Raw genomic sequence first — 23,413 nt, 5'->3', positions numbered from 1 at the left:
CGAATGCGCGTGCTATACGCTCAGTGGAGGCATCCTTGAAAGTCAGGCATTCATCCATCTGGCGGCCCCCCTAGGCTTGGCACAGTCTGGGACGGGGGCCGTGCCCCCGCTTCTCTCAAGAAAGGTGCGGACCGGCGTGGCCGACCGTCTCATCGTCCGTGGCGCGCGCGAGCACAATCTGAAGAACGTCTCGCTCGACCTGCCGCGCGACTCCCTCATCGTCTTCACCGGGCTCTCGGGGTCGGGCAAGTCGTCCCTCGCGTTCGACACGATCTTCGCCGAGGGGCAGCGCCGCTACGTCGAGTCACTCTCCTCGTACGCCCGGCAGTTCCTCGGCCAGATGGACAAGCCGGACGTCGACTTCATCGAGGGCCTGTCGCCCGCCGTCTCGATCGACCAGAAGTCGACCTCGCGCAACCCGCGCTCCACGGTCGGCACCATCACCGAGGTCTACGACTATCTCCGCCTGCTGTTCGCCCGTATCGGCAAGCCGCATTGCCCCGAGTGCGGCCGTCCCATCTCGCGCCAGTCGCCGCAGGCCATCGTCGACAAGGTCCTGGAGCTGCCGGAGGGCAGCCGCTTCCAGGTGCTCTCGCCGCTGGTGCGCGAGCGCAAGGGTGAGTTCGTCGATCTCTTCTCCGACCTCCAGACCAAGGGCTACAGCCGTGCCAGGGTCGACGGCACGACGATCCAGCTCGCCGAGCCGCCCACGCTGAAGAAGCAGGAGAAGCACACCATCGAGGTGGTCGTGGACCGCCTCACCGTCAAGGACAGCGCCAAGCGCCGGCTGACCGACTCCGTCGAGACCGCGCTCGGCCTCTCCGGCGGCATGGTCGTGCTCGACTTCGTCGACCTCCCCGAGGACGACCCCGAGCGCGAGCGGATGTACTCGGAGCACCTGTACTGCCCCTACGACGACCTGTCCTTCGAAGAGCTCGAGCCCCGCTCCTTCTCGTTCAACTCGCCGTTCGGCGCCTGCCCCGACTGCACCGGCATCGGCACGCGCATGGAGGTCGACCCCGAGCTGATCGTGCCCGACGAGCAGAGGTCCCTCGACGACGGCGCGATCCACCCCTGGTCGCACGGCCACACCAAGGAGTACTTCGGACGCCTGATCGGCGGGCTCGCCCAGGCGCTCGGCTTCGCCACCGACATGCCCTGGGCCGGGCTGCCGCAGCGTGCCAAAAAGGCCCTGCTCTTCGGCCACAAGACCCAGGTCGAGGTCCGCTACCGCAACAGGTACGGCCGGGAGCGCGCGTACACGACGCCCGCCTTCGAGGGCGCCGTCCAGTTCGTGAAGCGGCGGCACTCCGAGGCCGAGAGCGATTCCAGCAGGGAGCGCTTCGAGGGGTATATGCGCGAGGTCCCGTGCCCGACCTGCGAGGGCACCCGCCTCAAGCCGATCGTCCTCGCGGTCACCGTGATGGAGAAGTCCATCGCCGAGGTCTCCGCGATGTCGATCAGCGAGTGCGCCGAATTCCTCGGCCGCCTCACGCTCAGCGCCCGCGACAAGAAGATCGCCGAGCGCGTCCTCAAGGAGGTCAACGAGCGGCTCCGCTTCCTCGTCGACGTCGGCCTCGACTACCTCTCGCTCAACCGTGCGGCCGGCACGCTCTCCGGCGGCGAGGCGCAGCGTATCCGGCTCGCCACCCAGATCGGCTCCGGCCTGGTCGGCGTGCTGTACGTGCTGGACGAGCCGTCCATCGGCCTCCACCAGCGGGACAACCACCGGCTCATCGAGACGCTGGTGCGCCTGCGTGACATGGGCAACACGCTCATCGTCGTCGAGCACGACGAGGACACGATCAAGGTCGCGGACTGGGTCGTCGACATCGGCCCCGGCGCGGGTGAGCACGGCGGCAAGGTCGTCCACTCCGGCCCGTTGCGGGAGCTGCTGGGCAACAGGGAGTCCATGACCGGGCAGTACCTCTCCGGCAAGCGGTCCATCCCGACGCCCGAGCTGCGCCGCCCGGTGGACCCGACGCGCCGGCTCACGGTGCACGGCGCCCGCGAGAACAACCTGCGGGACATCGACGTGTCCTTCCCGCTCGGCGTGCTCACCGCGGTCACCGGTGTCTCCGGCTCCGGAAAGTCGACCCTGGTCAACGACATCCTCTACACCCACCTGGCCCGCGAGCTGAACGGCGCCAAGTCGGTGCCCGGACGGCACACCCGCGTCGACGGCGACGACCTCGTCGACAAGGTGGTGCACGTGGACCAGTCGCCGATCGGCCGCACGCCGCGGTCGAACCCGGCGACGTACACCGGCGTCTTCGACCACGTCCGCAAGCTCTTCGCCGAGACGATGGAGGCGAAGGTCCGGGGCTACCTGCCCGGCCGCTTCTCCTTCAACGTCAAGGGCGGCCGCTGCGAGAACTGCTCCGGCGACGGCACGATCAAGATCGAGATGAACTTCCTGCCGGACGTGTACGTCCCGTGCGAGGTCTGCCACGGGGCGCGCTACAACCGCGAGACGCTGGAGGTCCACTACAAGGGCAAGTCCATCGCCGAGGTGCTGGACATGCCGATCGAGGAGGCCCTGCACTTCTTCGAGGCCGTCCCGACGATCTCCCGCCACCTGCGCACGCTCAACGAGGTCGGCCTCGGATACGTCCGGCTCGGCCAGTCCGCGCCGACGCTCTCGGGTGGTGAGGCACAGCGCGTGAAGCTGGCCTCGGAGCTCCAGAAGCGTTCGACGGGGCGCACGGTCTACGTGCTGGACGAGCCGACGACCGGTCTGCACTTCGAGGACATCAGCAAGCTGATCAAGGTGCTGTCCGACCTCGTCGACAAGGGCAACTCGGTGATCGTCATCGAGCACAACCTCGACGTGATCAAGGTGGCGGACTGGGTCGTCGACATGGGACCCGAGGGCGGCAGCGGCGGCGGACTCGTCATCGCCGAGGGCACCCCGGAGCAGGTCGCGGGCGTCCCGGCGAGCCACACCGGCAAGTTCCTTCGGGACATTCTGGACGCGGAGCGCATCAGCGACGCCGTGTCGGTGCCGGGGGCGCGGAAGCCCGCGCGGAAGGTGGCGGCGAAGAAGACGACGGCGTCGGCGCGGGGGCGTCGCGCCTGACGGGGGCGTGCTGGCCGGGGTCGGGGCCTGGCCCGGCCCCGGCCCGGCTATTGACCGCCAGGTCGGGGTCGACGCTCCCAACGGGGCTCCGCCCCGAACCCCGCGCCTCAATCGCCGGCGGGGCTGAAGTTGCCAGGGCCTGTGCCGGCTCCGGCGTGCAGGGGCTCCGCTCCGAGCGCCGCGCCGCGTCGCCGCCGGCGGAAGACGCCCAGCCGTCAGGCCAGCTCCGAGGCGTACGGGGGCTCTGCTCCCGTACGTGAGCATGTCACCGCCGCCGCGCGGGCCGCGAACGTCAGGACCTGGGTCCAGGCGGCCGCATCCAGCGAGGACAGCGCGGCGGGAGACAGCGCGTCCTGGGCCACGAGACCGTGCAGCAGCGCCGCGTTCACGGTGTCGCCCGCTCCGATGGTGTCCGCGACCTTCACGGCCGCGGCCGGGACCGAGACCTCGACACCGGCCCGGGTCCGCACCGTCAGCCCCGAGCCGCCCCGGGTCAGCACCACCGCTTCCGGGCCCTCGGGCACGCCGCCCAGCCATTCGGCGTCGTCCGCGGAGAGCTTCATAAGCGAGACGAACGGCAGCCACCCGGCGAACCGGGCCCGGTAGGCGTCCGCATCGGGGATCAGACCGGCCCGGATGTTGGGGTCGAGCAGCGTGAAGACCCCCCGCCCCGCCTCCCGCCGCAGCAGCGCCTCGTACGCGGTCGCCCCCGGCTCCAGCACCAGCGAGCACGTGCCCAGCGCCAGCGCCTGCACGGCGTCGGGCAACGGGCCGGGCAGCTCGAAGAGACGGTCCGCGCTGCCCTGTGCGTAGAAGCCGTACCCGGCCGAACCGTCCGAGCCGATCGCGGCCACCGCCAGCGTCGTCGGCTCCGGGCCGCGCTGGACGAGGGAGACGTCGACACCTGCCGCGCGCAGCCCGCCCAGCAGTGCTTCGCCGAAGGCGTCCGTCGACACCCGCGAGCAGAAGGCCACCGGGGAGCCCAGCCGGCCGAGCGCCACCGCCGTGTTGTACGGGCCGCCGCCGAGGCGGGGCAGCAGCGCGGGCAGGGGAGCGGCGGCCCCTTGCGGGACCAGGTCGATCAGGGACTCACCGGCGACGACGATCACGGGCCAGAACGTAGCCCATGCCCCGCGCGCGGACCAGGGAGCCCGCCCCCAGGGCCGCCGATCTCCGCCGGTATCGTCGTTTCTGTCACCGACACGCGCCCTCGTACGCACCCGACGCTCTGAACAGTGGAGTTCCCATGCCCGGCCAGCCGCCCGCCCGCCGTACCGTCCTGAAGGGCGCAGCCCTCGCCGGGGCCGCCGGGCTGGGCGTGGCCGCCTGCTCCACCGAGTCCAAGGTCGGCCACGCGCAGAACCCGACGCCCACCGCACCCGTCGACCTCGGCGCCGCCGACGCCGTGCCGGTCGGCGGGGCCAAGCTCTACCGCGAGCAGCGACTGGTCGTGCACTGCCCGGCGAAGGGGCAGTACAAGGCGTTCAGCGCCCAGTGCACGCATGCCGGGTGCGTACTCGACAAGCTGGAGGGCATCGAGGGCAACTGCCCCTGCCACGGCAGCCGCTTCGACGTGACGACCGGCAAGGCGCTCGTGGGGCCGGCCACCGTGCCGCTGCCGGAGGTCCCGATCAGGACGGAGGGCGGCAGGCTCGTCGCCGGCCCCGACGCCTGACCCGTACGCGACGCCCCGCCCGGTACCTGGCCCCGACGCCTGACCCGTACGCGACGCCCCGCCCGGTACCTGGCCCCGACGCCTGACCCGTACGCGACGCCCCGCCCGGTACCCGGCCCCGACGCCTGACCCGTATACGATGCCCCGCCCGTACCCCGCCCCGACGCCTGACCCGCCCACGCCGCGAAGCCGGACGGTGGCGACGTCAGTCCCAGGCCCAGTCGATCCCGACAATCCCCGGCCGCACGCCCTGCTCCACCACGTGCACCGTGTGATGGGGCCCGCTGAGCGGGAGATCCGTCCGCGCTCCCCGCGGCGCACCCGTCGTCGCGTGGGCGAACCGGTGGCAGTGCGTCGGCAGCGCGCCCTCGTCGAACCGGACCTGGAGCACGTACTGCCCGCCCGCGAAGCCGAAGCCGCGCACGTACTCGCTGCTCGGTCCCCCGGTGCCGTCCTCGAAGCCGTAGCCGAAGACATACGTCTCGCCGGCTCGCAGCCGGGTGTCGAAGAGGATCTCGGCGACCACCACACGGGCGTCGGTGTCCCACCGGACCCGGCCCGTACGGCAGTTCTCCAGCGCGCTCACCCGCACGCGTGCCGGGTCGCAGCCGGGATCGCCGTGGTGGACGGCCAGACAGCGGTCGATGCCGTCCCGCTGGGCGCGTACGACGTGGTGGGAGTCGCGTCCCGCGAGACGCCGGTCGGCGCCGATACGCACCCGGTCCTGGTGGCCGACCGTGTGCAGTCCGCCGTCGCCGGGCGGCGTGAGACCGGCGAACAGCCGTTCCGCCGTGCGGGCGGCCTCCGCGAGCGAGCGGTAGGAACGCGCCCCGGGACGGTCCGCGTCCGCGTGGGCGCCGTCCGTCCCCGGGCCGAGCAGCCTGACCAGCGACTGCGCGGGCAGCTCCAGCACGTCCTCCAGCGCGCGGACGGCCCGCAGCGACTCGGGGCGCTGGGGGCGGCGCGCCCCTTGCTGCCAGTAACTGAGGCTGGTCACCCCGACCTTGATCCCCCGGTGGGCAAGGTGGTGCTGGACGCGCTGGAGGGGCAGCCCGCGCGTCGCGAGGGCGGCGCGCAGGGCCAGGTGGAACGGGCCGGTGGTCAGCACCTGTGCCAGGTCTGCCTCGGTGTGGCCCATGGACTCCTCCGGGGGCTCATGGCGTTCGGTGAATGATCACGGAGCGGTGGCTGCCGCTGGGGTGTGCGGCGGCCTTCCGGGCGGGGAAGGACGGAGGTCTTCACATCCGGGCCGTACCGATCACGGCGCCGCGTCACATCGCATTGAAGCGTGTTGATCTTCCCGCGACAAGGATCGATACAGGGCTCGTGGCCGGGATCGGGCCCTGGGGCCACCCGCACTCGGCCACCCGCATCCAGACCCGCGGCCTCCCGGCCCGGAGTGGTCATGTCCCTGCCCGCAGATGACCACACTGTCACCGCCCGCCAGTAGGGTGGTCGGCATGGCAGACCCCTCCAGCTACCGCCCCAAGCCGGGACAGATCCCCGACTCGCCGGGGGTCTACAGGTTCCGCGACGAGCACCGCCGGGTGATCTACGTCGGGAAGGCCAAAAGCCTGCGCCAGCGCCTCGCCAGCTACTTCCAGGATCTGGCCAATCTGCACCCGCGCACCCGCACCATGGTCACCACCGCTGCCTCCGTCGAGTGGACGGTGGTCTCCACGGAGGTCGAGGCGCTCCAGCTGGAATACTCCTGGATCAAGGAGTTCGACCCCCGGTTCAACGTCAAGTACCGCGACGACAAGAGCTATCCGTATCTCGCGGTCACGCTGAACGAGGAGTTCCCGAGGGTCCAGGTCATGCGCGGCGCCAAGCGGAAAGGCGTGCGCTACTTCGGTCCGTACGCGCACGCGTGGGCGATCCGCGAGACCGTCGACCTGATGCTCCGTGTCTTCCCCGTGCGCACCTGCTCGGCGGGGGTGTTCAGGAACCACGTGCAGAAGGGCCGGCCCTGCCTGCTCGGCTACATCGGCAAGTGCTCGGCGCCCTGCGTCGGCCGGGTCACCCCCGAGGAGCACCGCGAACTGGCCGAGGAGTTCTGCGACTTCATGGCCGGTCGCACCGGCACGTACATCCGCCGTCTGGAGAAGCAGATGATGGCGGCCGCCGAGGAGATGGAGTACGAGAGGGCGGCCCGGCTGCGCGACGACATAGAGGCCCTCAAGCGCGCCCTGGAGAAGAACGCCGTCGTGCTCGCCGACGCGACCGACGCCGACCTGATCGCCCTCGCCGAGGACGAGCTCGAAGCGGCCGTGCAGATCTTCCACGTCCGCGGCGGCCGGGTGCGCGGCCAGCGCGGCTGGGTCACCGACAAGGTGGAGAACGTCGACACCGCCGGCCTGGTCGAGCACGCCCTGCAGCAGCTGTACGGCGAGGAGAGCGGCGACGCGGTGCCCAAGGAGGTCCTCGTCCCCGCGCTCCCCGACGACGACAGCGCCGTCACCCAGTGGTTGAGCGGCCGCCGCGGGTCGCAGGTGTCGCTGCGCGTCCCGCAGCGCGGCGACAAGAAGGCGCTCATGGAGACCGTGCAGCGCAACGCCCTGCAGGCCCTCGGCCTCCACAAGACCAGGCGCGCCAGTGATCTGACCACCCGCTCGCGGGCCCTGGAGGAGATCGCGGAGGCCCTCGGTCTCGACTCGGCGCCCCTGCGCATCGAGTGCTTCGACATCTCGCACCTCCAGGGCGAGGACGTGGTGGCGTCGATGGTGGTCTTCGAGGACGGCCTCGCGCGCAAGAGCGAGTACCGCCGCTTCCAGATCAAAGGGTTCGAGGGCCAGGACGACGTCCGGTCCATGCACGAGGTGATCACCCGCCGGTTCAAGCGGTATCTCGCCGAGAAGGACAGGACGGGGGAGTGGATCGGCGCCGACGACGCCGGGAGCCAGGCACCCGAGGACGACGGCCGCCCCAGGAAGTTCGCCTACCCGCCCCAGCTCGTCGTCGTCGACGGCGGAAAGCCGCAGGTCGCGGCGGCCCAGCGGGCCCTGGACGAGCTCGGCATCGACGACGTGGCCGTCTGTGGCCTCGCCAAGCGCCTCGAAGAGGTCTGGCTGCCGCACGACGACGACCCGGTCGTGCTGCCCCGGTCCAGCGAGGGCCTGTACCTCCTCCAGCGCGTCCGTGACACGGCTCACGATTTCGCCATCCGCTATCAGCGGTCCAAGCGGACAAAGCGGATCAGGACCAGCCCACTGGATGCCGTGCCCGGCCTCGGGGACACCCGGAAACAGGCTCTGATCAAGCATTTCGGCTCGGTGAAGCGCCTGCGGCAGGCGACAATCGAGCAGATCTGCGAGGTCCCCGGCATGGGCCGCAAGACGGCCGAGTCGGTCGTCGTGGCCCTTGCGCAGGCGGCTCCTGCCGCACCCGCCGTGAACACGGCGACAGGAGAGATCATGGAAGAGAACGACGGGGGCAGTACGACATGACCGAGCACGACGGAGACGGAGCAGCAGACGTGAGTACGGGCAATACGGCCGAGCCCGCCGACGCCGCGGCGGATGTGGCCATCCCGGAGCTGGTGATCATCTCCGGCATGTCCGGAGCAGGTCGCAGCACTGCGGCGAAGTGCCTGGAGGACCTGGGCTGGTTCGTCGTGGACAACCTGCCGCCCGCGCTGATCCCCACCATGGTGGAGCTCGGCGCCCGCTCGCAGGGCAACGTCGCCCGCATCGCCGTCGTGGTGGACGTGCGCGGCCGGCGTTTCTTCGACAATCTCCGCGAGTCCCTCGCCGACCTCGACGCCAAGCAGGTCACGCGCCGGACGGTCTTCCTGGAGTCCTCCGACGACGCCCTCGTGCGCCGCTTCGAGTCGGTGCGCCGCCCGCACCCGCTCCAGGGCGACGGCCGGATCGTCGACGGCATCGCGGCCGAGCGCGACCTGCTGCGCGAGCTGCGCGGCGACGCCGACCTGGTGATCGACACCTCCAGCCTCAATGTGCACGAGCTCCGCGCCAAGATGGACGCCCAGTTCGCGGGCGAGGAGGAGCCGGAGCTACGGGCGACGGTGATGTCGTTCGGGTTCAAGTACGGGCTGCCCGTCGACGCCGACCTCGTCGTCGACATGCGCTTCCTGCCCAACCCGCACTGGGTGCCCGAGCTGCGCCCCTTCACCGGCCTCAACCAAGAGGTGTCGAACTACGTCTTCAACCAGCCCGGTGCCAAGGAGTTCCTGGACCGCTACACCGAGCTGCTCCAGCTGATCGCCGCCGGCTACCGCCGCGAGGGCAAGCGGTACGTGACCATCGCGGTGGGCTGCACGGGCGGCAAGCACCGCTCGGTCGCCACCTCCGAGAAGCTGGCGGCCCGGCTGTCCTCCGCCGGAGTCGAGACCGTGGTCGTGCACCGGGACATGGGGCGCGAGTGACCGGACGCACTCTCCCTCTGCGGCGGGTGCGCAGGTCCACGCGCAGCCTGTCGACACGGAAGCGCGGCGCGCAGCCCAAGGTCGTCGCCCTCGGCGGCGGCATGGGCCTGTCCGCGTCGCTCGCGGCGCTGCGCCGCATTACCGGCGACCTGACCGCGGTCGTCACCGTCGCCGACGACGGCGGCTCCAGCGGCCGGCTCCGTGAAGAGCTCGGCGTGCTGCCGCCGGGCGACCTCCGCAAGGCGCTCGCCGCCCTGTGCGGCGACGACGACTGGGGCCAGACCTGGGCCCGCGTCATCCAGCACCGCTTCGAGTCCAAGGGCGACCTGCACGAGCACGCGGTCGGCAATCTGCTGATCGTGGCGCTGTGGGAGCAGTTCGGCGACCATGTGCAGGCCCTCGATCTCGTGGGCAAGCTGCTCGGCGCCCACGGCCGGGTGCTGCCCATGTCGGCCGTCCCGCTGGAGCTCCAGGCGCTTGTGCGCGGCCACGACCCGGCGCGCCCGGACGAGGTGTCCACGGTCCGGGGCCAGGCGACCGTCGCGCTCACCCCGGGCGAGGTGCAGTCAGTGCACCTCGTGCCGAACGACCCGCCCGCCGTCCCGGAGGCCGTCGAGGCCGTCCTGGACGCCGACTGGGTGGTTCTCGGGCCCGGCTCCTGGTTCTCCTCGGTCATACCGCATCTGCTGGTGCCCGAGCTGCTCGACGCCCTGGTCGAGACCAAGGCGCGCCGGGTCCTGTCCCTCAATCTCGCGCCGCAGCCGGGCGAAACAGAAGGCTTCTCCCCGCAGCGTCATTTGGAGGTTTTGGGACGACACGCGCCTAAACTCGCCCTGGACGTGGTGCTGGCCGACGAGGCCGCCGTGCCCGACCGCGACTCCCTCGACGCCGCCGCCAGGCGGCTCGGCGCCGCGGTCGAGCTGGCGCCGGTGGCTTCTCCCGCCGGCGCTCCGAAGCACGATCCGGAGCTGTTGGCCGCCGCGTACGACCGTATTTTTCGGATGCATGGAAGGATCGGCCCATGGCGATGACGGCAGCGGTGAAGGACGAGATCTCCCGGCTTCCCGTCACGCGGACCTGCTGCAGAAAGGCGGAGGTCTCGTCGATCCTGCGGTTCGCGGGCGGTCTGCATCTGGTCAGCGGCCGCATCGTGATCGAGGCGGAGCTCGACACCGGGATCGCGGCGCGCCGTCTCAAGCGCGACATCCTGGAGATCTTCGGCCACAGCTCGGAGCTGATGGTGATGGCCCCCGGCGGGCTGCGCCGCGGCTCCCGCTTCGTCGTACGTGTGGTGGCGGGCGGCGACCAGCTCGCGCGCCAGACCGGACTGGTCGACGGCCGGGGCCGCCCGATCCGCGGCCTGCCGCCCCAGGTCGTCTCCGGCGCCACGTGCGACGCCGAGGCCGCCTGGCGGGGTGCCTTCCTCGCGCACGGTTCCCTGACGGAGCCCGGCCGGTCCTCCTCGCTGGAGGTCACGTGCCCCGGCCCGGAGGCCGCCCTGGCACTGGTCGGCGCCGCCCGGCGGCTCTCGATCGCCGCCAAGGCGCGCGAGGTGCGGGGCGTGGACCGGGTGGTCGTCCGGGACGGTGACGCGATCGGCGCGCTGTTGACCCGTCTCGGGGCGCACGAGTCGGTGCTGGCCTGGGAGGAGCGGCGGATGCGCCGCGAGGTACGGGCCACCGCCAACCGCCTGGCGAACTTCGACGACGCCAACCTGCGCCGCTCGGCCCGCGCCGCCGTCGCGGCAGGGGCCCGGGTGCAGCGCGCCCTGGAGATCCTCGGCGAGGAGGTGCCCGAGCACCTCGCCGCCGCGGGCCGTCTGCGCATGGAGCACAAGCAGGCGTCCCTGGAGGAGCTGGGCGCCCTCGCCGACCCGCCGCTGACGAAGGACGCGGTCGCCGGCCGTATCCGGCGGCTGCTGGCGATGGCCGACAAGCGGGCTCAGGACCTGGGCATTCCGGGGACGGAGTCCAATCTGACCGAGGAGATGGCCGACGGGCTGGTCGGCTGAGCCCTCCCCGGCATGCAGCTCAAAAGCTTTGCTGCCGACGCCCGTTCGGGCGTCGGCAGCGGCGTTTTTCGGAGCCGACCAGGGCACCCCGATGCCCTATTGACATGATCATGGAGAGTCATGAGCCTGGCGCATGTTCACTCATCGGGCAGACAACAACAAGGGGGGCGCATGAGACGCAGAGCGAGATCGATCCTCGCTGCGGCTTCACTGCTCGTCGCGGGACTGTCGGCGGCGCCGATCGCGCAGGCCGAACCAGGGGGAGGGGACGGTGACGAACTGTCCGTGTGGCACGCGAAGGTCACCCGGGCGCAGGTGCCGCTGATCCTCGCGGCGGGCGCCGACGGGCACGAACTCACTGAGCAGGTGCCGGAGAAGGGCTCCGCCACCATCGAGCTCTACCTCACCGAGCGGCAGGCGGACGAACTGCGCGCGCAGGGCGTCGGCATCACCGAGCACACCGTCTCCGCCAAGGCCGAGCGACGTGTCGCCAAGGCGGGCGACGGCGTCTACCGTCCGTACGGCGGCGAGGGCGGCCTCAAGAGCGAGATCCTGGCGACCGCCGCCGCCCATCCCGGCCTCACCAAGGCCGTCAGCATCGGAAAGACCGTCAAGGGCCAGGACATCCTCGCCCTCAAGATCTCCAAGGGCGCCGCGAAGCACCGGGACGGCGCCAAGCCGGCCACGCTCTACATGTCGAACCAGCACGCCCGGGAATGGATCACGCCGGAGATGACCCGGCGGCTGATGCACCACTACCTCACGAACTACGGCAAGGACCCGCGGATCACGAAGATCGTGGACTTCACCGAGCTGTGGTTCGTGCTCTCGGCCAACCCCGACGGCTACGACTACACCTTCACCGGCACCGCCGAGCGCCAGTGGCGCAAGAACCTGCGCGACAACAACGGCGACGGAAAGATCGCGCCCGGCGACGGCGTCGACCTCAACCGGAACTTCACCTACAAGTGGGGCTACGACAACGAGGGTTCGTCCCCCGACCCGTTCGACGAGACCTACCGTGGCACCGGCCCGGCGTCCGAGCCCGAGACCCGGGCCATCGACGCCTTCCAGAAGCGCATCGGCTTCGAGTACGGCATCAACTACCACTCCGCCGCCGAGCTGATCCTCTACGGCGTCGGCTGGCAGGTCGCCACACCCACGCCCGACGACGTGCTCTACAGGTCGCTCGCCGGCACCCCCGAGAACCCGGCCGTCCCCGGCTACCGCCCGCAGGTCTCCTCCGAGCTGTACACCACCAACGGCGAGGCCGACGGTCACGCGGCCAACGTCAACGGGATGATGATGTACACCCCGGAGATGTCGACCTGCGCGACCGCGTCCCGCATCGACCCGAACGACCCCTGGAACGCTGCCGACTGCGCCTCCGTCTTCACCTTCCCCGACGACGAGAAGCTGATCCAGCAGGAGTTCGCGAAGAACATCCCGTTCGCGCTCTCCGTCGCCGAGACCGCCGCCCACCCCGACCGGCCGTCCTCCTCGATCGGGCTCGAAGCGGCGGACTTCACCCCCGACACCTTCACCACCTCCTACGCCCGCGGCGGGGATCAGGAGGTGTCGGTCGTCGCCCGCAAGTCGCTGCGGGACAAGAAGCTCATGTACCGCGTCAACGGCGGCCGTACGCACGACCGGGCGCTGCGGCCCTGGAGGGGCGGCGAGACCTTCGGCGGCGACGACAACATCCACTTCGACGAGTACCGCGCCCGCGTCCGCGACGGCGACGTCGGCGACACCGTCGAGGTCTGGTTCACCGGCCGTACGAGGGACGGCAAGGCCACCTCCAGCGAGCACTTCACCTACAAGGTCGCCGAACGGCCGCGCGCCTCGACGCTCGTGGTCGCCGAGGAGGGCGGCAGCGCACCGGCACAGCACACGGCTGCCTACACCAGGGCGCTCGCCGACAACAAGCGGCGCAGCGCGGTCTGGGACGTCGCCACGCAGGGCGCCCCGCACCCGCTCGCGGTGCTCGGCCACTTCGACACGGTCGTCTGGTACACCGGGGCCGCGGCGCCCTCCTGGGCCACCACGCAGGCCGTGCGGGCCTACCTCAACGAGGGCGGCAAGCTCGTCACCACCGGCGAGCGGGCCGGCGGCACCGCAAACCTCGGCGGCGCCCTGAGCGACGACTTCTCCCAGTACTACCTCGGCGCCTCGGGCCGTGCCTCGCTCGCCGGAGCCGGCAGCTTCCTCGGGGCGGGCCGCCTCGGCGGGGCCTCGGGGGCGCTCGCCGCGGCGCCAGGCAACCCGCTGGACGCGGCCGGTGCGTACACGATCACCTCGGACACCCTGCCGCCCGACGAGTTCCCGCAGTTCCGCAGTGCGGCGGCGGGCGACTACCCCGGCGTCACGATGCCCTTCTCGCCGTACGAGGGCGACTGGTACGCGGCGGCGAGCCACCACAACGCCTCCTGGATGCGGCTCACGCGCACGCTCGACCTGAGCGGCACGAGCGCGGCCGACGCGCCCGCGCTGAACCTGCGCCTGAGCCACAACACCGAGCCCGGGTACGACAACGCCGTGCTGGAGATCCACACCGTGGGCCAGGACGACTGGACGACGCTGCCCGACGCGAACGGCGCCACCTCCACCACCGTGCCCACCCAGTGCGACGGCGGCTTCTACGTCGCCATGCACCCCTTCCTGCGGCACTACCTCACCGTGGGTTCCGGCGGGTGCACGCCGCGTGGCACCACCGGCGCCTGGAACTCCTTCACCGGGGCATCCGACGGCTGGCGGGCCGCCTCCTTCGACCTCAGCGCCTACGCGGGCAAGCGGATCGAGGTCGCCGTCTCGTACATCACCGACCCCAGCGACGGCGGCCGGGGCGTGTTCGTCGACGACACCCGGCTGGTGACGGCGGGCGGCGAGCAGGACGCGGAGGGCTTCGAGACCTCGCTCGGCCCCTGGACCGTCGCGGGGCCGCCGGCGGGCAGCCCCGCCCTGCGCGCGAACTGGGTGCGCAGCCAGGACCTGCATCCGTCCGCCGCGGCGGTCACCACGCGTGACAGCGTGCTGATCGGTTTCGGTCTGGAGCACGTTCCGTCCGCGGTCGACCGGGCCCGGGTCATCGGCAGGGCGCTCGCCGCGCTGCGGCGCTGACCGGCGGCAGGAACGAGCCGGGCGCCGGGCGGATCGTCCGCCCGGCGCCCGCGCGGAAGCAGGGGAGTGGCCGGCCCGTCGGGGCCGGACATTCCTCCCGAACACGACGACAAAAGGGCGACAAATGTGCGGCCGTCCGCCCATGTGATGCCGGTCCGTACCCGTACCGGCGGGTACGGGCCACCATGCCGCAAACCGACCGCTCTCGATGTCACCAGCGGGACTCCGGAGAGGTAGGGTCGTAGGCGGTCGGGGACATCCCAAATAAAGCTCGCCGGCGTCGAAACCCGGCGTACCAACGAGGAGATCGGTTTCGTGACGATCCGCGTAGGCATCAACGGCTTCGGCCGCATCGGTCGTAACTACTTCCGCGCGCTGCTGGAGCAGGGTGCAGACATCGAGATCGTGGCTGTCAACGACCTGGGTGACACCGCGACCACGGCCCACCTGCTGAAGTACGACACCATCCTCGGCCGCCTCAAGGCCGACGTGTCCCACACCGCCGACACGATCACTGTCGACGGCCACACCATCAAGGTGCTCTCCGAGCGCAACCCCGCCGACATCCCGTGGGGCGAACTTGGCGTCGACATCGTCGTCGAGTCGACCGGCATCTTCACCAAGAAGGCCGACGCCGAGAAGCACATCGCCGGTGGCGCCAAGAAGGTCCTGATCTCCGCCCCCGCCAGCGGCGAGGACATCACCATCGTGATGGGTGTCAACCAGGACAAGTACGACGCGGCCAACCACCACGTCATCTCCAACGCCTCCTGCACCACCAACTGCGTGGCGCCGATGGCCAAGGTCCTGGACGAGAGCTTCGGCATCGTCAAGGGCATGATGACCACCGTCCACGCGTACACGAACGACCAGCGCATCCTGGACTTCCCGCACAAGGACCTGCGCCGCGCCCGCGCCGCCGCGGAGAACATCATCCCGACCTCGACCGGTGCCGCGAAGGCCACCGCCCTGGTCCTCCCGCAGCTCAAGGGCAAGCTGGACGGCATCGCCATGCGCGTCCCGGTCCCCACCGGCTCCGTCACCGACCTCGTCCTGGAGCTGGACCGCGAGGTCACCAAGGACGAGATCAACACCGCCTTCCAGAAGGCCGCCGAGGGTCAGCTGCAGGGCATCCTGGAGTACACCGAGGACCCGATCGTCTCCTCGGACATCGTGAACTGGCCGGCCTCCTGCACCTTCGACTCCTCCCTGACCATGGTCCAGGGCAAGCAGGTCAAGGTCGTCGGCTGGTACGACAACGAGTGGGGCTACTCCAACCGCCTCGTCGACCTGACGGTCTTCGTCGGCAACCAGCTCTGATCAGTACTCTCTGATCCGAACTGCAACGAGAGCACCAAGATGTGAGTGGCAGGGCTCGGGCAGCGCGATGCAGCGCCGTTCGAGCCCTGTCGCGCGTGCAGAGCCCTTCGAGGAGTCGCAGAAGAACATGAAGACCATCGACCAGCTGCTGGCCGACGGGGTCGCGGGCAAGCGGGTATTCGTCCGCGCCGACCTCAACGTCCCGCTCGACGGCACCACCATCACCGACGACGGCCGCATTCGAGCCGTTGTGCCGACCGTCGCCAAGCTCGCCGAGGCCGGCGCGCGTGTCGTCGTCGCCTCCCACCTCGGCCGCCCCAAGGGCGCCCCGGACCCCGCCTTCTCGCTCGCGCCCGCCGCGGCACGGCTCGGGGAACTGCTCGGGGCGGACGTCGCCTTCGCGACCGACACGGTCGGCGAGTCCGCCCAGGCGGTCGTGGCGGGCCTGGCCGACGGCCAGGTCGCGGTCCTCGAGAACCTCCGCTTCAACGCCGGCGAGACCGCCAAGGACGACGCCGAGCGCGGCGCCTTCGCGGACCGCCTCGCCGCCCTCGCGGACGTCTACGTCGGTGACGGCTTCGGCGCCGTGCACCGCAAGCATGCCTCCGTCTACGACCTTCCGGCCCGGCTGCCGCACGCCGCCGGCTACCTCATCGCCACCGAGGTCGGCGTCCTGAAGAAGCTCACCGAAGAGGTGAAGCGGCCGTACGTGGTCGTCCTCGGCGGCGCCAAGGTCTCCGACAAGCTCGCCGTCATCGACGAGCTGCTCGGCAAGGCCGACCGCCTGCTCATCGGCGGCGGCATGGCCTACACCTTCCTCAAGGCCAAGGGCTACGAGGTCGGCATCTCCCTCCTCCAGGAGGACCAGATCCCGACCGTCACCGAGTACATGGCGCGCGCCGAGAAGAACGGCGTCGAGCTCGTGCTGCCGGTCGACGTGCTGGCCTCCGCCGAGTTCCCCGACCTGAAGACCAAGGCCCCGGCCGACTTCGCCGTGATCGACGCCGACAAGATCCCCTCCGACCGGGAGGGCCTCGACATCGGCCCGAAGACCCGCGAGCTGTACGCCACCAAGATCGCCGACGCCGAGACCGTCTTCTGGAACGGCCCGCTGGGCGTCTTCGAGCACCCCGACTACGCGGGCGGCACGCAGGCGATCGCCCAGGCCCTCGTGGACGCCGCGTCCTCGGGGAAGGGCGCCTTCACCGTCGTCGGCGGCGGCGACTCGGCAGCCGCCGTGCGCACGCTCGGCTTCGACGAGAACGCATTCGGACACATTTCGACCGGCGGCGGCGCGAGCCTCGAGTACCTCGAGGGCAAGACGCTTCCCGGCCTCGCCGCACTGGAGGACTGAGACCTCCGTGAGCGCCGCAGGCGCGGCCGCCGGGCCGCGGACAACCACGAAACACGCACTTCTGCGCCGCGCGGGCGGAGAAGCGAACGAAGGAGGGGCATGAGCACCCGCACCCCGCTGATGGCGGGCAACTGGAAGATGAACCTCAACCACCTCGAGGCCATCGCCCACGTCCAGAAGCTTGCCTTCGCGCTCAATGACAAGGACTACGACGCCGTCGAGGTCGCGGTTCTCGCGCCCTTCACCGACCTGAGGTCCGTGCAGACCCTGGTCGACGGCGACAAGCTCAAGATCAAGTACGGCGCGCAGGACATCTCCGCGCACGACTCCGGCGCCTACACGGGTGAGATCTCGGGCCCGATGCTGGCCAAGCTGAAGTGCGCCTACGTCGCCGTGGGCCACTCCGAGCGCCGCCAGTACCACGCCGAGACCGACGAGGTCTGCAACGCCAAGGTGAAGGCCGCGTACAAGCACGGCCTGACTCCGATCCTCTGCGTCGGCGAGGGCCTGGACATCCGCAAGGCCGGCCAGCAGGTCGAGTACACCCTGAACCAGGTCGACGGCGGCCTGAAGGACATCCCGGCCGAGCAGGCCGAGTCCGTCGTGATCGCGTACGAGCCGGTGTGGGCCATCGGCACCGGCGAGGTCGCCACGCCCGAGGACGCCCAGGAGGTCTGCGGGGCCATCCGCGGCCGTCTCGCGGAGCTCTACAGCCAGGAGCTGGCCGACAAGGTCCGCATCCAGTACGGCGGCTCCGTGAAGGCCGGGAACGTCGCCGCGATCATGGCCCAGCCCGACGTCGACGGCGCCCTGGTGGGCGGCGCTGCGCTGGACGCGGACGAGTTCGTCAAGATCGTCCGCTTCCGCGACCAGTGAGTATGCGGTAGCGCCGATCCGGCGTACCCTTGCGGGGACCGAGCTCATGGAGCCCGGTCCCCGCGTTCATTACCGTCCTGATCAGTCCGAGGAAGTTGGTCCAGCCGTGGTTATGGGGTTCTCGATCGCCCTGATCGTCTTCAGCCTGCTGCTGATGCTGCTGGTGCTGATGCACAAGGGGAAGGGCGGCGGCCTCTCCGACATGTTCGGTGGCGGCATGCAGTCGTCCGTCGGCGGCTCGTCGGTCGCCGAGCGCAACCTCGACCGCATCACCGTCGTGGTCGGTCTGCTGTGGTTCGCGTGCATTGTCGTACTTGGTCTGCTCGTGAAGCTGGACAGCTGACCGACCCTCTTCCCGTCCCGTCCCGGGGTGTAACTCCAACCACTGGACGACCGTTGGGCCTTACGTAGACTGGGGCACTCGCGGCGCAGCCGCTGTGAGACGCTGTGCAGCACCATCACGCAGGGAGTTACGACCGTGGCAAGTGGCAACGCGATCCGGGGAAGCCGGGTCGGAGCGGGGCCGATGGGCGAGGCAGAGCGGGGCGAGTCCGCACCGCGCCTCCGCATCTCCTTCTGGTGCTCCAACGGGCACGAGACGCAGCCGAGCTTCGCCAGTGACGCACAGGTCCCCGACACCTGGGACTGCCCGCGGTGCGGGTTCCCGGCAGGACAGGACCGGGACAACCCGCCGGACCCGCCGCGCACCGAGCCGTACAAGACGCACCTCGCGTATGTGCGTGAGCGGCGCAGCGACGCGGACGGAGAGGCGATCCTCGCGGAGGCGCTCGCCAAACTGCGGGGCGAGATCTAGACGTTGAGTCCGGCCGGCACCGAGGGGTGCCGGCCGGACTTCGTCGTCCTTGGACCGGCCGGCCGCTTCTCACCGTCCCGCGGCCCGCTGACACGTCATCCGCCCGCCTGATCAATTAGGTTGGAGACGCAGCGGGGCATGCAGGCAGGTACGAGAAGAAGTGGGCTGATGTCCGAGATGAACGCAGAACGTCCTACGAGGCTCAACCAGATGTCGCCATGGGTCGCTCTCGGCAAGCACCGCGAGCAGCTGGGCGACACCCACCTGCGGGAGCTGTTCGCCGCCGACGCCGAGCGCGGCAGCGGGTACACCCTCCGGGTCGGTGATCTGTACCTCGACTACTCCAAGCACCTCGTGACCGACGAGACGCTGGCACTGCTGCGCGAGCTGGCCGCGGCCACCGGAGTGTTCGAGCTGCGCGACGCCATGTTCCGCGGCGAGAAGATCAACACCACCGAGGACCGCGCGGTCCTGCACACCGCGCTGCGCGCCCCGCGCGACGCCGTCATCGAGGTCGACGGGGAGAACGTCGTCCCCGCCGTGCACGCCGTGCTCGACAAGATGGCCGCCTTCTCCGACCGCGTCCGCTCCGGCGAGTGGACCGGCCACACCGGCAAGCGCATCAGGAACGTGGTCAACATCGGCATCGGGGGCTCCGACCTCGGTCCCGCGATGGCGTACGAAGTGCTCCGCTCCTACACCGCGCGTGATCTGACGTTCCGTTTCGTCTCCAACGTCGACGGCGCCGACCTGCACGAGGCCGTCCGCGACCTCGACCCGGCCGAGACGCTGTTCGTCATCGCGTCCAAGACCTTCACCACGATCGAGACCATCACCAACGCCACCTCCGCGCGCAACTGGCTGCTTACCGAGCTCGGAGCCGGCCAGGAGGCCGTCGCCAAGCACTTCGTCGCCCTGTCGACGAACGCGGAGAAGGTCGCCGACTTCGGCATCGACACGGCGAACATGTTCGAGTTCTGGGACTGGGTCGGCGGCCGCTACTCGTACGACTCCGCCATCGGCCTCTCGCTCATGATCGCCATCGGGCCGGACCGCTTCCGGGAGATGCTGGACGGCTTCCGCCTCGTCGACGAGCACTTCCGCACCGCCCCCGCCGAGGCCAACGCACCGCTGCTGCTCGGCCTGCTGGGGGTCTGGTACGGGGCGTTCTTCGACGCCCAGTCGCACGCGGTCCTGCCGTACTCGCACTACCTGTCCAAGTTCACCGCGTACCTGCAGCAGCTGGACATGGAGTCCAACGGCAAGTCCGTCGACCGCGACGGCAACCCCGTCGACTGGCAGACCGGCCCCGTCGTCTGGGGCACGCCCGGCACCAACGGGCAGCACGCCTACTACCAGTTGATCCACCAAGGCACCAAGGTCATCCCGGCGGACTTCATCGGCTTCGCCGAGCCCGTCGGCGACCTGTTGCCCGGTCTGGTCGCGCAGCACGACCTGCTCATGGCCAACTTCTTCGCGCAGACGCAGGCCCTGGCCTTCGGCAAGACGCCCGACGAGGTACGGGCGGAGGGCGTCGCGGAGGAGCTGGTGCCGCACAAGACCTTCCGCGGCAACCACCCCACCACCACGATCCTCGCGGACGAGCTGACCCCGTCCGTGCTGGGCCAGCTCATCGCGCTGTACGAGCACAAGGTCTTCGTCCAGGGCGCGATCTGGAACATCGACTCCTTCGACCAGTGGGGCGTCGAGCTCGGCAAGGTCCTCGCCAAGAGGATCGAGCCCGTCCTGACGGAGGGCAGGGGCGGCGAGCAGCTCGACAGCTCGACCGCCACGCTGGCCGCCACGTACCGCGCCCTGCGCGGACGCTGAACCGATGCGGGGGGAGAACGCGGTGCGGCTGCGGCCGCCGCAGAACCGGCTGAACGAACGTGCCGTCGGCTGGTGGCGTACGCAGTGCCTGCTGACGACAGTCGTCCCCGTAGCCGTCCTGGCCGTGCTGGGCGCGCTCGTCGCGTCCGCACGGGCCTGGCTGTGGGGCCCGGCCGCCGCCGTCGCCGTCATCGGCCTCACCGCCACCGCGTTCCTCCCCGCCTGGTGGTACCGGGTGCATCGCTGGGAGGTGACGGACGAGGCGGTGTACGTGCGCACCGGCGCCCTGTGGCAGGAGTGGCGGATCGCCCCGATGTCCCGCATCCAGACCGTGGACACGGTCCGTGGACCGCTGGAGCAGGCGTTCCGGCTCGCCACGGTGACCGTCACGACCGCCTCCTCCAAGGGGGCGATCAGGATCGAGGGGCTCGACCACGAGCTCGCCGCGGGCCTCGCCGAGCGGCTGACCCGGATCACCCAGGCGACGCCCGGGGACGCGACATGAGCGAGCCCGGCGGGCCGGACGGCGAGTGGCGCCGACTGGACGGGCGTACGGTCCTCGTCACCGCCCTGGTGATGGCGGGTGTCGCCGGCGGAGCCGGAGTGCCCGCCCTGTTCGGCCTGGCAGGCGGCATACCGCTGTGGCAGGCCCTCGGCTGGGTGGTCGCCGGCGCGGCCCTGCTCGTCGCCGCCGCCACCGGCGCCGACTACGTCCGCTGGCGCCGGACCCGCTACCGCATCGGACCCGAACGCGCCGAGCTCCACACCGGCCTGCTGCTGGTGAAGCGGCGCTCCCTGGCCCGCGAGCGCATCCGCAGCGTCGACCTCACCGCCAATGTCCTGCTGCGCGTCCTCGGTCTCGTCCGGGTACGGATCGGCACGGGCGAGAAGACCGGCGGCGGCGAGTCCACGCTGGAGCTGCACGCCGTCTCCCGGGCGGAGGCCGAACGGCTGCGCACGGAGCTGCTGGCCCGAACCGCCCCAGCGGGGGCGGACCCCTCGGCCGACGGCGTCATCGCCGCCCTCGACCCCGCCTGGATCCGGTACGCGCCGGTCTCCTTCGTCGCCCCGTTGCTCGGCGGCGCGGCGGCCGGTGCCGTGCTGCAGGTCAGCGAGTGGTTCGGCGCCCGGGCCGAGGTCATCGACTGGATATGGGGACGCTTCCGGGACACCCCGCTGATCTGGATGGTCGTCGTGCTCGCCGGCGCGGCGATCGTCACGGGTGTCGTGGGCGCGCTCGGGCTCTGGACCGAGATGTGGTGGAACTACCGCCTGGAGCGCGAACCGGGCGGGACTTTGCGCGTGCGGCGCGGCCTGTTCACCGCCCGCTCGACGTCGATCGAGGAACGGCGGCTGCGCGGGGTCGACCTCGTCGAGCCGCTGGGCGTACGGCTGGTCGGCGCGGCCCGCCTGGACGCGGTGGCCACCGGGCTCGTCAAGGACGGCGAGGACGAACACGCCGACCGCCGGACCCTGTTGCCGGCGGTGCCGCGGGCGCTCGCCGACGACGTGGCGGCGCGCGTGCTGCGCGAGCCCGGCGCCCCGACCGCCGCGCCGCTGACACCGCATCCCCGTGCCGCCCGCGGCAGGCGGCTGCGCTGGGCGCTGACGGGGGTGCTGCTCCCGGCGCTCGTCCTGGTGCTGCTCGGCTGGTGGCTCACGCCGGTGCTGGTGTGGATCGCGGTGGGCTGGACGGCGGTGGCGGTCCCGGTGTCGCTGCTGCTCGCGCTCGACGCGTACCGGAGTCTGGGCCACGGCGTCGCGGGAGCGTACCTGCTGACCCGATCGGGCACGGTACGGCGCAGCACAGTGGCGCTGCAGCGGTCCGGGGTCATCGGCTGGACGGTCCGGCAGTCCGTCTTCCAGCGCCGCGCGGGCCTGATCACGCTGACGGCGACGACGGCGGCGGGCGCGGGGGCGTACGACGTGCGGGACGCGGGTGAGAGGGAGGGCCTGTCGTTCGCGGCGGAGGCGGTGCCGGGCCTGCTGAAGCCGTTCCTCCGGACTGGTCCGGACTGAGGCGCGCGGCCGTCCGGGGGCTCAGCGGTTCGCGGGCGCGATCTCCTCGATGACGTGCCGGGGTGTGGAGTAGAAGCCCGACTCGCGGGGGTAGTGGACCACGATCTCGGTGAAGCCCAGCTCCGCGCACCGCCCCGCGACGTCCTCGAAGCCCTGTGCCGACTCCATCGTCGGCAGCAGCGAGAACCCGGTCAGCAACGTCCGGCCCAGGGACTTCGGGTCCCGGCCCTCCTTCTCGCACGCCGCGTCCAGCTGCTCCATCCGACGTGCGAGGACGGAGTAGGTCCAGGCCTCGGTCCGCTCCTGCCTGGGTACGCCCCCGTCGTCGATGACGACCCACGACGCGCCGTACCGCGCGGCGGTCCGCATCCCCGACGGACCGTTGGCCGCCAGCACGAACGGCACCCTGGGCCGCTGCACGCAGCCCGGTTCGAGCCGGGCGTCGATCGCCTCGTAGTAGCGGCCGTGGAACGTGGTCCGCCTCCGGCCGTCGGGCTCCCCGGTCAGCAGCCGGTCCAGCAGCTCCACGGACTCGCGGAACCGGCCGCCGCGTTCCTGCAGCGACCAGCCCTTGCCGGGCGTGCCCTGGCCGAGCACGACGGCGTCGGCGTCGGGCGAGCCCGCGCCGAAACCGAGGACGAACCGGCCCTCGCTGATCGCGTCCAGCGTGACGACGTCGTGCGCGAGCGGCACCGGGTGCCGGTAGTTCGGCGACGACACCAGCGTGCCGAGCCTGATCCGCGCGGTGACGCCGGCGGCCGCCGCCAGCGTGGGCATCGCGCCGTACCAGGCGCTGTCCGGCAGTCCCGCCCAGGTGATGTGGTCGTAGCTGTAGGCGGCGTGGAAGCCCAACTCCTCGGCCCGCCACCATGTCGGGGCCGCCTCGCGGAACGGACGGTCGGGCAGGATACAGACGCTGATACGCACAACT

General features: G+C 71.0%; 18 protein-coding genes. 15 read left to right on the top strand and 3 right to left on the bottom strand.

The annotated features are described in order from the left end of the window. Positions 1–136 precede the first annotated feature (136 nt). The gene (uvrA, locus tag ACLB9X_RS00730) at positions 137–3,079 is read left to right on the top strand and encodes an excinuclease ABC subunit UvrA (RefSeq protein WP_410358192.1); all 2,943 of its coding nucleotides are present in this window, start codon (positions 137–139) and stop codon (positions 3,077–3,079) included. A 215-nt stretch (positions 3,080–3,294) separates the two neighbouring features. On the opposite strand, the gene ACLB9X_RS00725 is transcribed toward uvrA, so the two are convergent. After that, positions 3,295–4,188: a carbohydrate kinase family protein gene (locus ACLB9X_RS00725; protein ID WP_410358191.1), complete on the bottom strand. Its 894-nt coding sequence runs from the start codon at positions 4,186–4,188 to the stop codon at positions 3,295–3,297. A 137-nt stretch (positions 4,189–4,325) separates the two neighbouring features. Between ACLB9X_RS00725 and ACLB9X_RS00720 the strand changes: the two genes are divergently transcribed. After that, positions 4,326–4,754: a Rieske (2Fe-2S) protein gene (locus ACLB9X_RS00720; protein ID WP_410358190.1), complete on the top strand. Its 429-nt coding sequence runs from the start codon at positions 4,326–4,328 to the stop codon at positions 4,752–4,754. Positions 4,755–4,959: 205 nt separating this feature from the next. Here ACLB9X_RS00720 and ACLB9X_RS00715 read toward each other — a convergent pair whose 3' ends face one another. Then, on the bottom strand, positions 4,960–5,892 hold the full coding sequence (locus tag ACLB9X_RS00715; RefSeq protein WP_410358189.1) for a hypothetical protein: 933 nt from the start codon (positions 5,890–5,892) through the stop codon (positions 4,960–4,962). Between the two features lie 322 nt (positions 5,893–6,214). Between ACLB9X_RS00715 and uvrC the strand changes: the two genes are divergently transcribed. From uvrC to ACLB9X_RS00650, 13 genes are all read left to right on the top strand, one after another. Continuing rightward, a complete protein-coding gene (uvrC, locus tag ACLB9X_RS00710) occupies positions 6,215–8,200 on the top strand; it encodes an excinuclease ABC subunit UvrC (protein ID WP_410358188.1) in 1,986 nt (661 codons plus the stop codon). Next, positions 8,197–9,138, top strand: a complete 942-nt coding sequence (rapZ, locus tag ACLB9X_RS00705) for an RNase adapter RapZ (protein WP_410358187.1) — start codon at positions 8,197–8,199, stop codon at positions 9,136–9,138. Before uvrC ends, rapZ begins: the two co-directional genes overlap by 4 nt. After that, on the top strand, positions 9,135–10,169 hold the full coding sequence (yvcK, locus tag ACLB9X_RS00700; protein WP_410358186.1) for a uridine diphosphate-N-acetylglucosamine-binding protein YvcK: 1,035 nt from the start codon (positions 9,135–9,137) through the stop codon (positions 10,167–10,169). Before rapZ ends, yvcK begins: the two co-directional genes overlap by 4 nt. After that, positions 10,160–11,149, top strand: coding sequence for a DNA-binding protein WhiA (gene whiA, locus ACLB9X_RS00695; RefSeq protein ID WP_365991635.1), 990 nt, complete (start codon positions 10,160–10,162; stop codon positions 11,147–11,149). Before yvcK ends, whiA begins: the two co-directional genes overlap by 10 nt. A gap of 171 nt (positions 11,150–11,320) precedes the next feature. Then, on the top strand, positions 11,321–14,269 hold the full coding sequence (locus ACLB9X_RS00690) for a M14 family zinc carboxypeptidase (RefSeq protein WP_410358185.1): 2,949 nt from the start codon (positions 11,321–11,323) through the stop codon (positions 14,267–14,269). 315 nt (positions 14,270–14,584) lie between these two features. Further along, a complete protein-coding gene (gene gap, locus ACLB9X_RS00685) occupies positions 14,585–15,589 on the top strand; it encodes a type I glyceraldehyde-3-phosphate dehydrogenase (RefSeq protein WP_410358184.1) in 1,005 nt (334 codons plus the stop codon). A 127-nt stretch (positions 15,590–15,716) separates the two neighbouring features. After that, positions 15,717–16,943 (top strand): phosphoglycerate kinase, encoded by a 1,227-nt coding sequence (locus tag ACLB9X_RS00680; RefSeq protein WP_410358183.1) that lies wholly within the window; start codon positions 15,717–15,719, stop codon positions 16,941–16,943. Between the two features lie 99 nt (positions 16,944–17,042). Then, on the top strand, positions 17,043–17,819 hold the full coding sequence (tpiA, locus tag ACLB9X_RS00675; protein WP_410358182.1) for a triose-phosphate isomerase: 777 nt from the start codon (positions 17,043–17,045) through the stop codon (positions 17,817–17,819). A 112-nt stretch (positions 17,820–17,931) separates the two neighbouring features. Further along, the gene (secG, locus tag ACLB9X_RS00670; protein WP_177148920.1) at positions 17,932–18,162 is read left to right on the top strand and encodes a preprotein translocase subunit SecG; all 231 of its coding nucleotides are present in this window, start codon (positions 17,932–17,934) and stop codon (positions 18,160–18,162) included. Positions 18,163–18,297: 135 nt separating this feature from the next. After that, positions 18,298–18,633, top strand: a complete 336-nt coding sequence (locus tag ACLB9X_RS00665) for an RNA polymerase-binding protein RbpA (protein ID WP_003957010.1) — start codon at positions 18,298–18,300, stop codon at positions 18,631–18,633. Positions 18,634–18,810: 177 nt separating this feature from the next. Beyond that, on the top strand, positions 18,811–20,463 hold the full coding sequence (gene pgi / locus ACLB9X_RS00660) for a glucose-6-phosphate isomerase (protein WP_410358598.1): 1,653 nt from the start codon (positions 18,811–18,813) through the stop codon (positions 20,461–20,463). A 4-nt stretch (positions 20,464–20,467) separates the two neighbouring features. After that, a complete protein-coding gene (locus tag ACLB9X_RS00655) occupies positions 20,468–20,968 on the top strand; it encodes a PH domain-containing protein (protein ID WP_410358181.1) in 501 nt (166 codons plus the stop codon). Next, positions 20,965–22,482 carry a PH domain-containing protein gene (locus ACLB9X_RS00650; RefSeq protein WP_410358180.1) on the top strand — a complete coding sequence of 506 codons (1,518 nt, stop codon included), beginning with the start codon at positions 20,965–20,967 and terminating at the stop codon, positions 22,480–22,482. The genes ACLB9X_RS00655 and ACLB9X_RS00650 overlap by 4 nt, the downstream gene beginning before the upstream one ends. A gap of 21 nt (positions 22,483–22,503) precedes the next feature. Here the strand turns inward: ACLB9X_RS00650 and ACLB9X_RS00645 are convergent, their stop codons facing one another. Next, on the bottom strand, positions 22,504–23,409 hold the full coding sequence (locus ACLB9X_RS00645) for an LLM class flavin-dependent oxidoreductase (protein WP_410358179.1): 906 nt from the start codon (positions 23,407–23,409) through the stop codon (positions 22,504–22,506). Between the last annotated feature and the right edge of the window lie 4 nt (positions 23,410–23,413).

Source organism: Streptomyces sp. 5K101, assembly GCF_046506645.1.
GTDB lineage: Bacteria > Actinomycetota > Actinomycetes > Streptomycetales > Streptomycetaceae > Streptomyces.
Note: the sequence above shows the minus strand (reverse complement) of the source record. Positions and strands in the feature narration are given on the sequence as shown.

Coding starts and splice junctions, on each gene's coding strand:
- ACLB9X_RS00720 (WP_410358190.1), top strand. CDS start 4,326: ATGCCCGGCCAGCCGCCCGCCCGCCGTACCGTCCTGAAGGGCGCAGCC.
- ACLB9X_RS00715 (WP_410358189.1), bottom strand. CDS start 5,892: ATGGGCCACACCGAGGCAGACCTGGCACAGGTGCTGACCACCGGCCCG.
- uvrC (WP_410358188.1), top strand. CDS start 6,215: ATGGCAGACCCCTCCAGCTACCGCCCCAAGCCGGGACAGATCCCCGAC.
- rapZ (WP_410358187.1), top strand. CDS start 8,197: ATGACCGAGCACGACGGAGACGGAGCAGCAGACGTGAGTACGGGCAAT.
- whiA (WP_365991635.1), top strand. CDS start 10,160: ATGGCGATGACGGCAGCGGTGAAGGACGAGATCTCCCGGCTTCCCGTC.
- ACLB9X_RS00690 (WP_410358185.1), top strand. CDS start 11,321: ATGAGACGCAGAGCGAGATCGATCCTCGCTGCGGCTTCACTGCTCGTC.
- ACLB9X_RS00680 (WP_410358183.1), top strand. CDS start 15,717: ATGAAGACCATCGACCAGCTGCTGGCCGACGGGGTCGCGGGCAAGCGG.
- tpiA (WP_410358182.1), top strand. CDS start 17,043: ATGAGCACCCGCACCCCGCTGATGGCGGGCAACTGGAAGATGAACCTC.
- secG (WP_177148920.1), top strand. CDS start 17,932: ATGGGGTTCTCGATCGCCCTGATCGTCTTCAGCCTGCTGCTGATGCTG.
- pgi (WP_410358598.1), top strand. CDS start 18,811: ATGAACGCAGAACGTCCTACGAGGCTCAACCAGATGTCGCCATGGGTC.
- ACLB9X_RS00655 (WP_410358181.1), top strand. CDS start 20,468: ATGCGGGGGGAGAACGCGGTGCGGCTGCGGCCGCCGCAGAACCGGCTG.
- ACLB9X_RS00650 (WP_410358180.1), top strand. CDS start 20,965: ATGAGCGAGCCCGGCGGGCCGGACGGCGAGTGGCGCCGACTGGACGGG.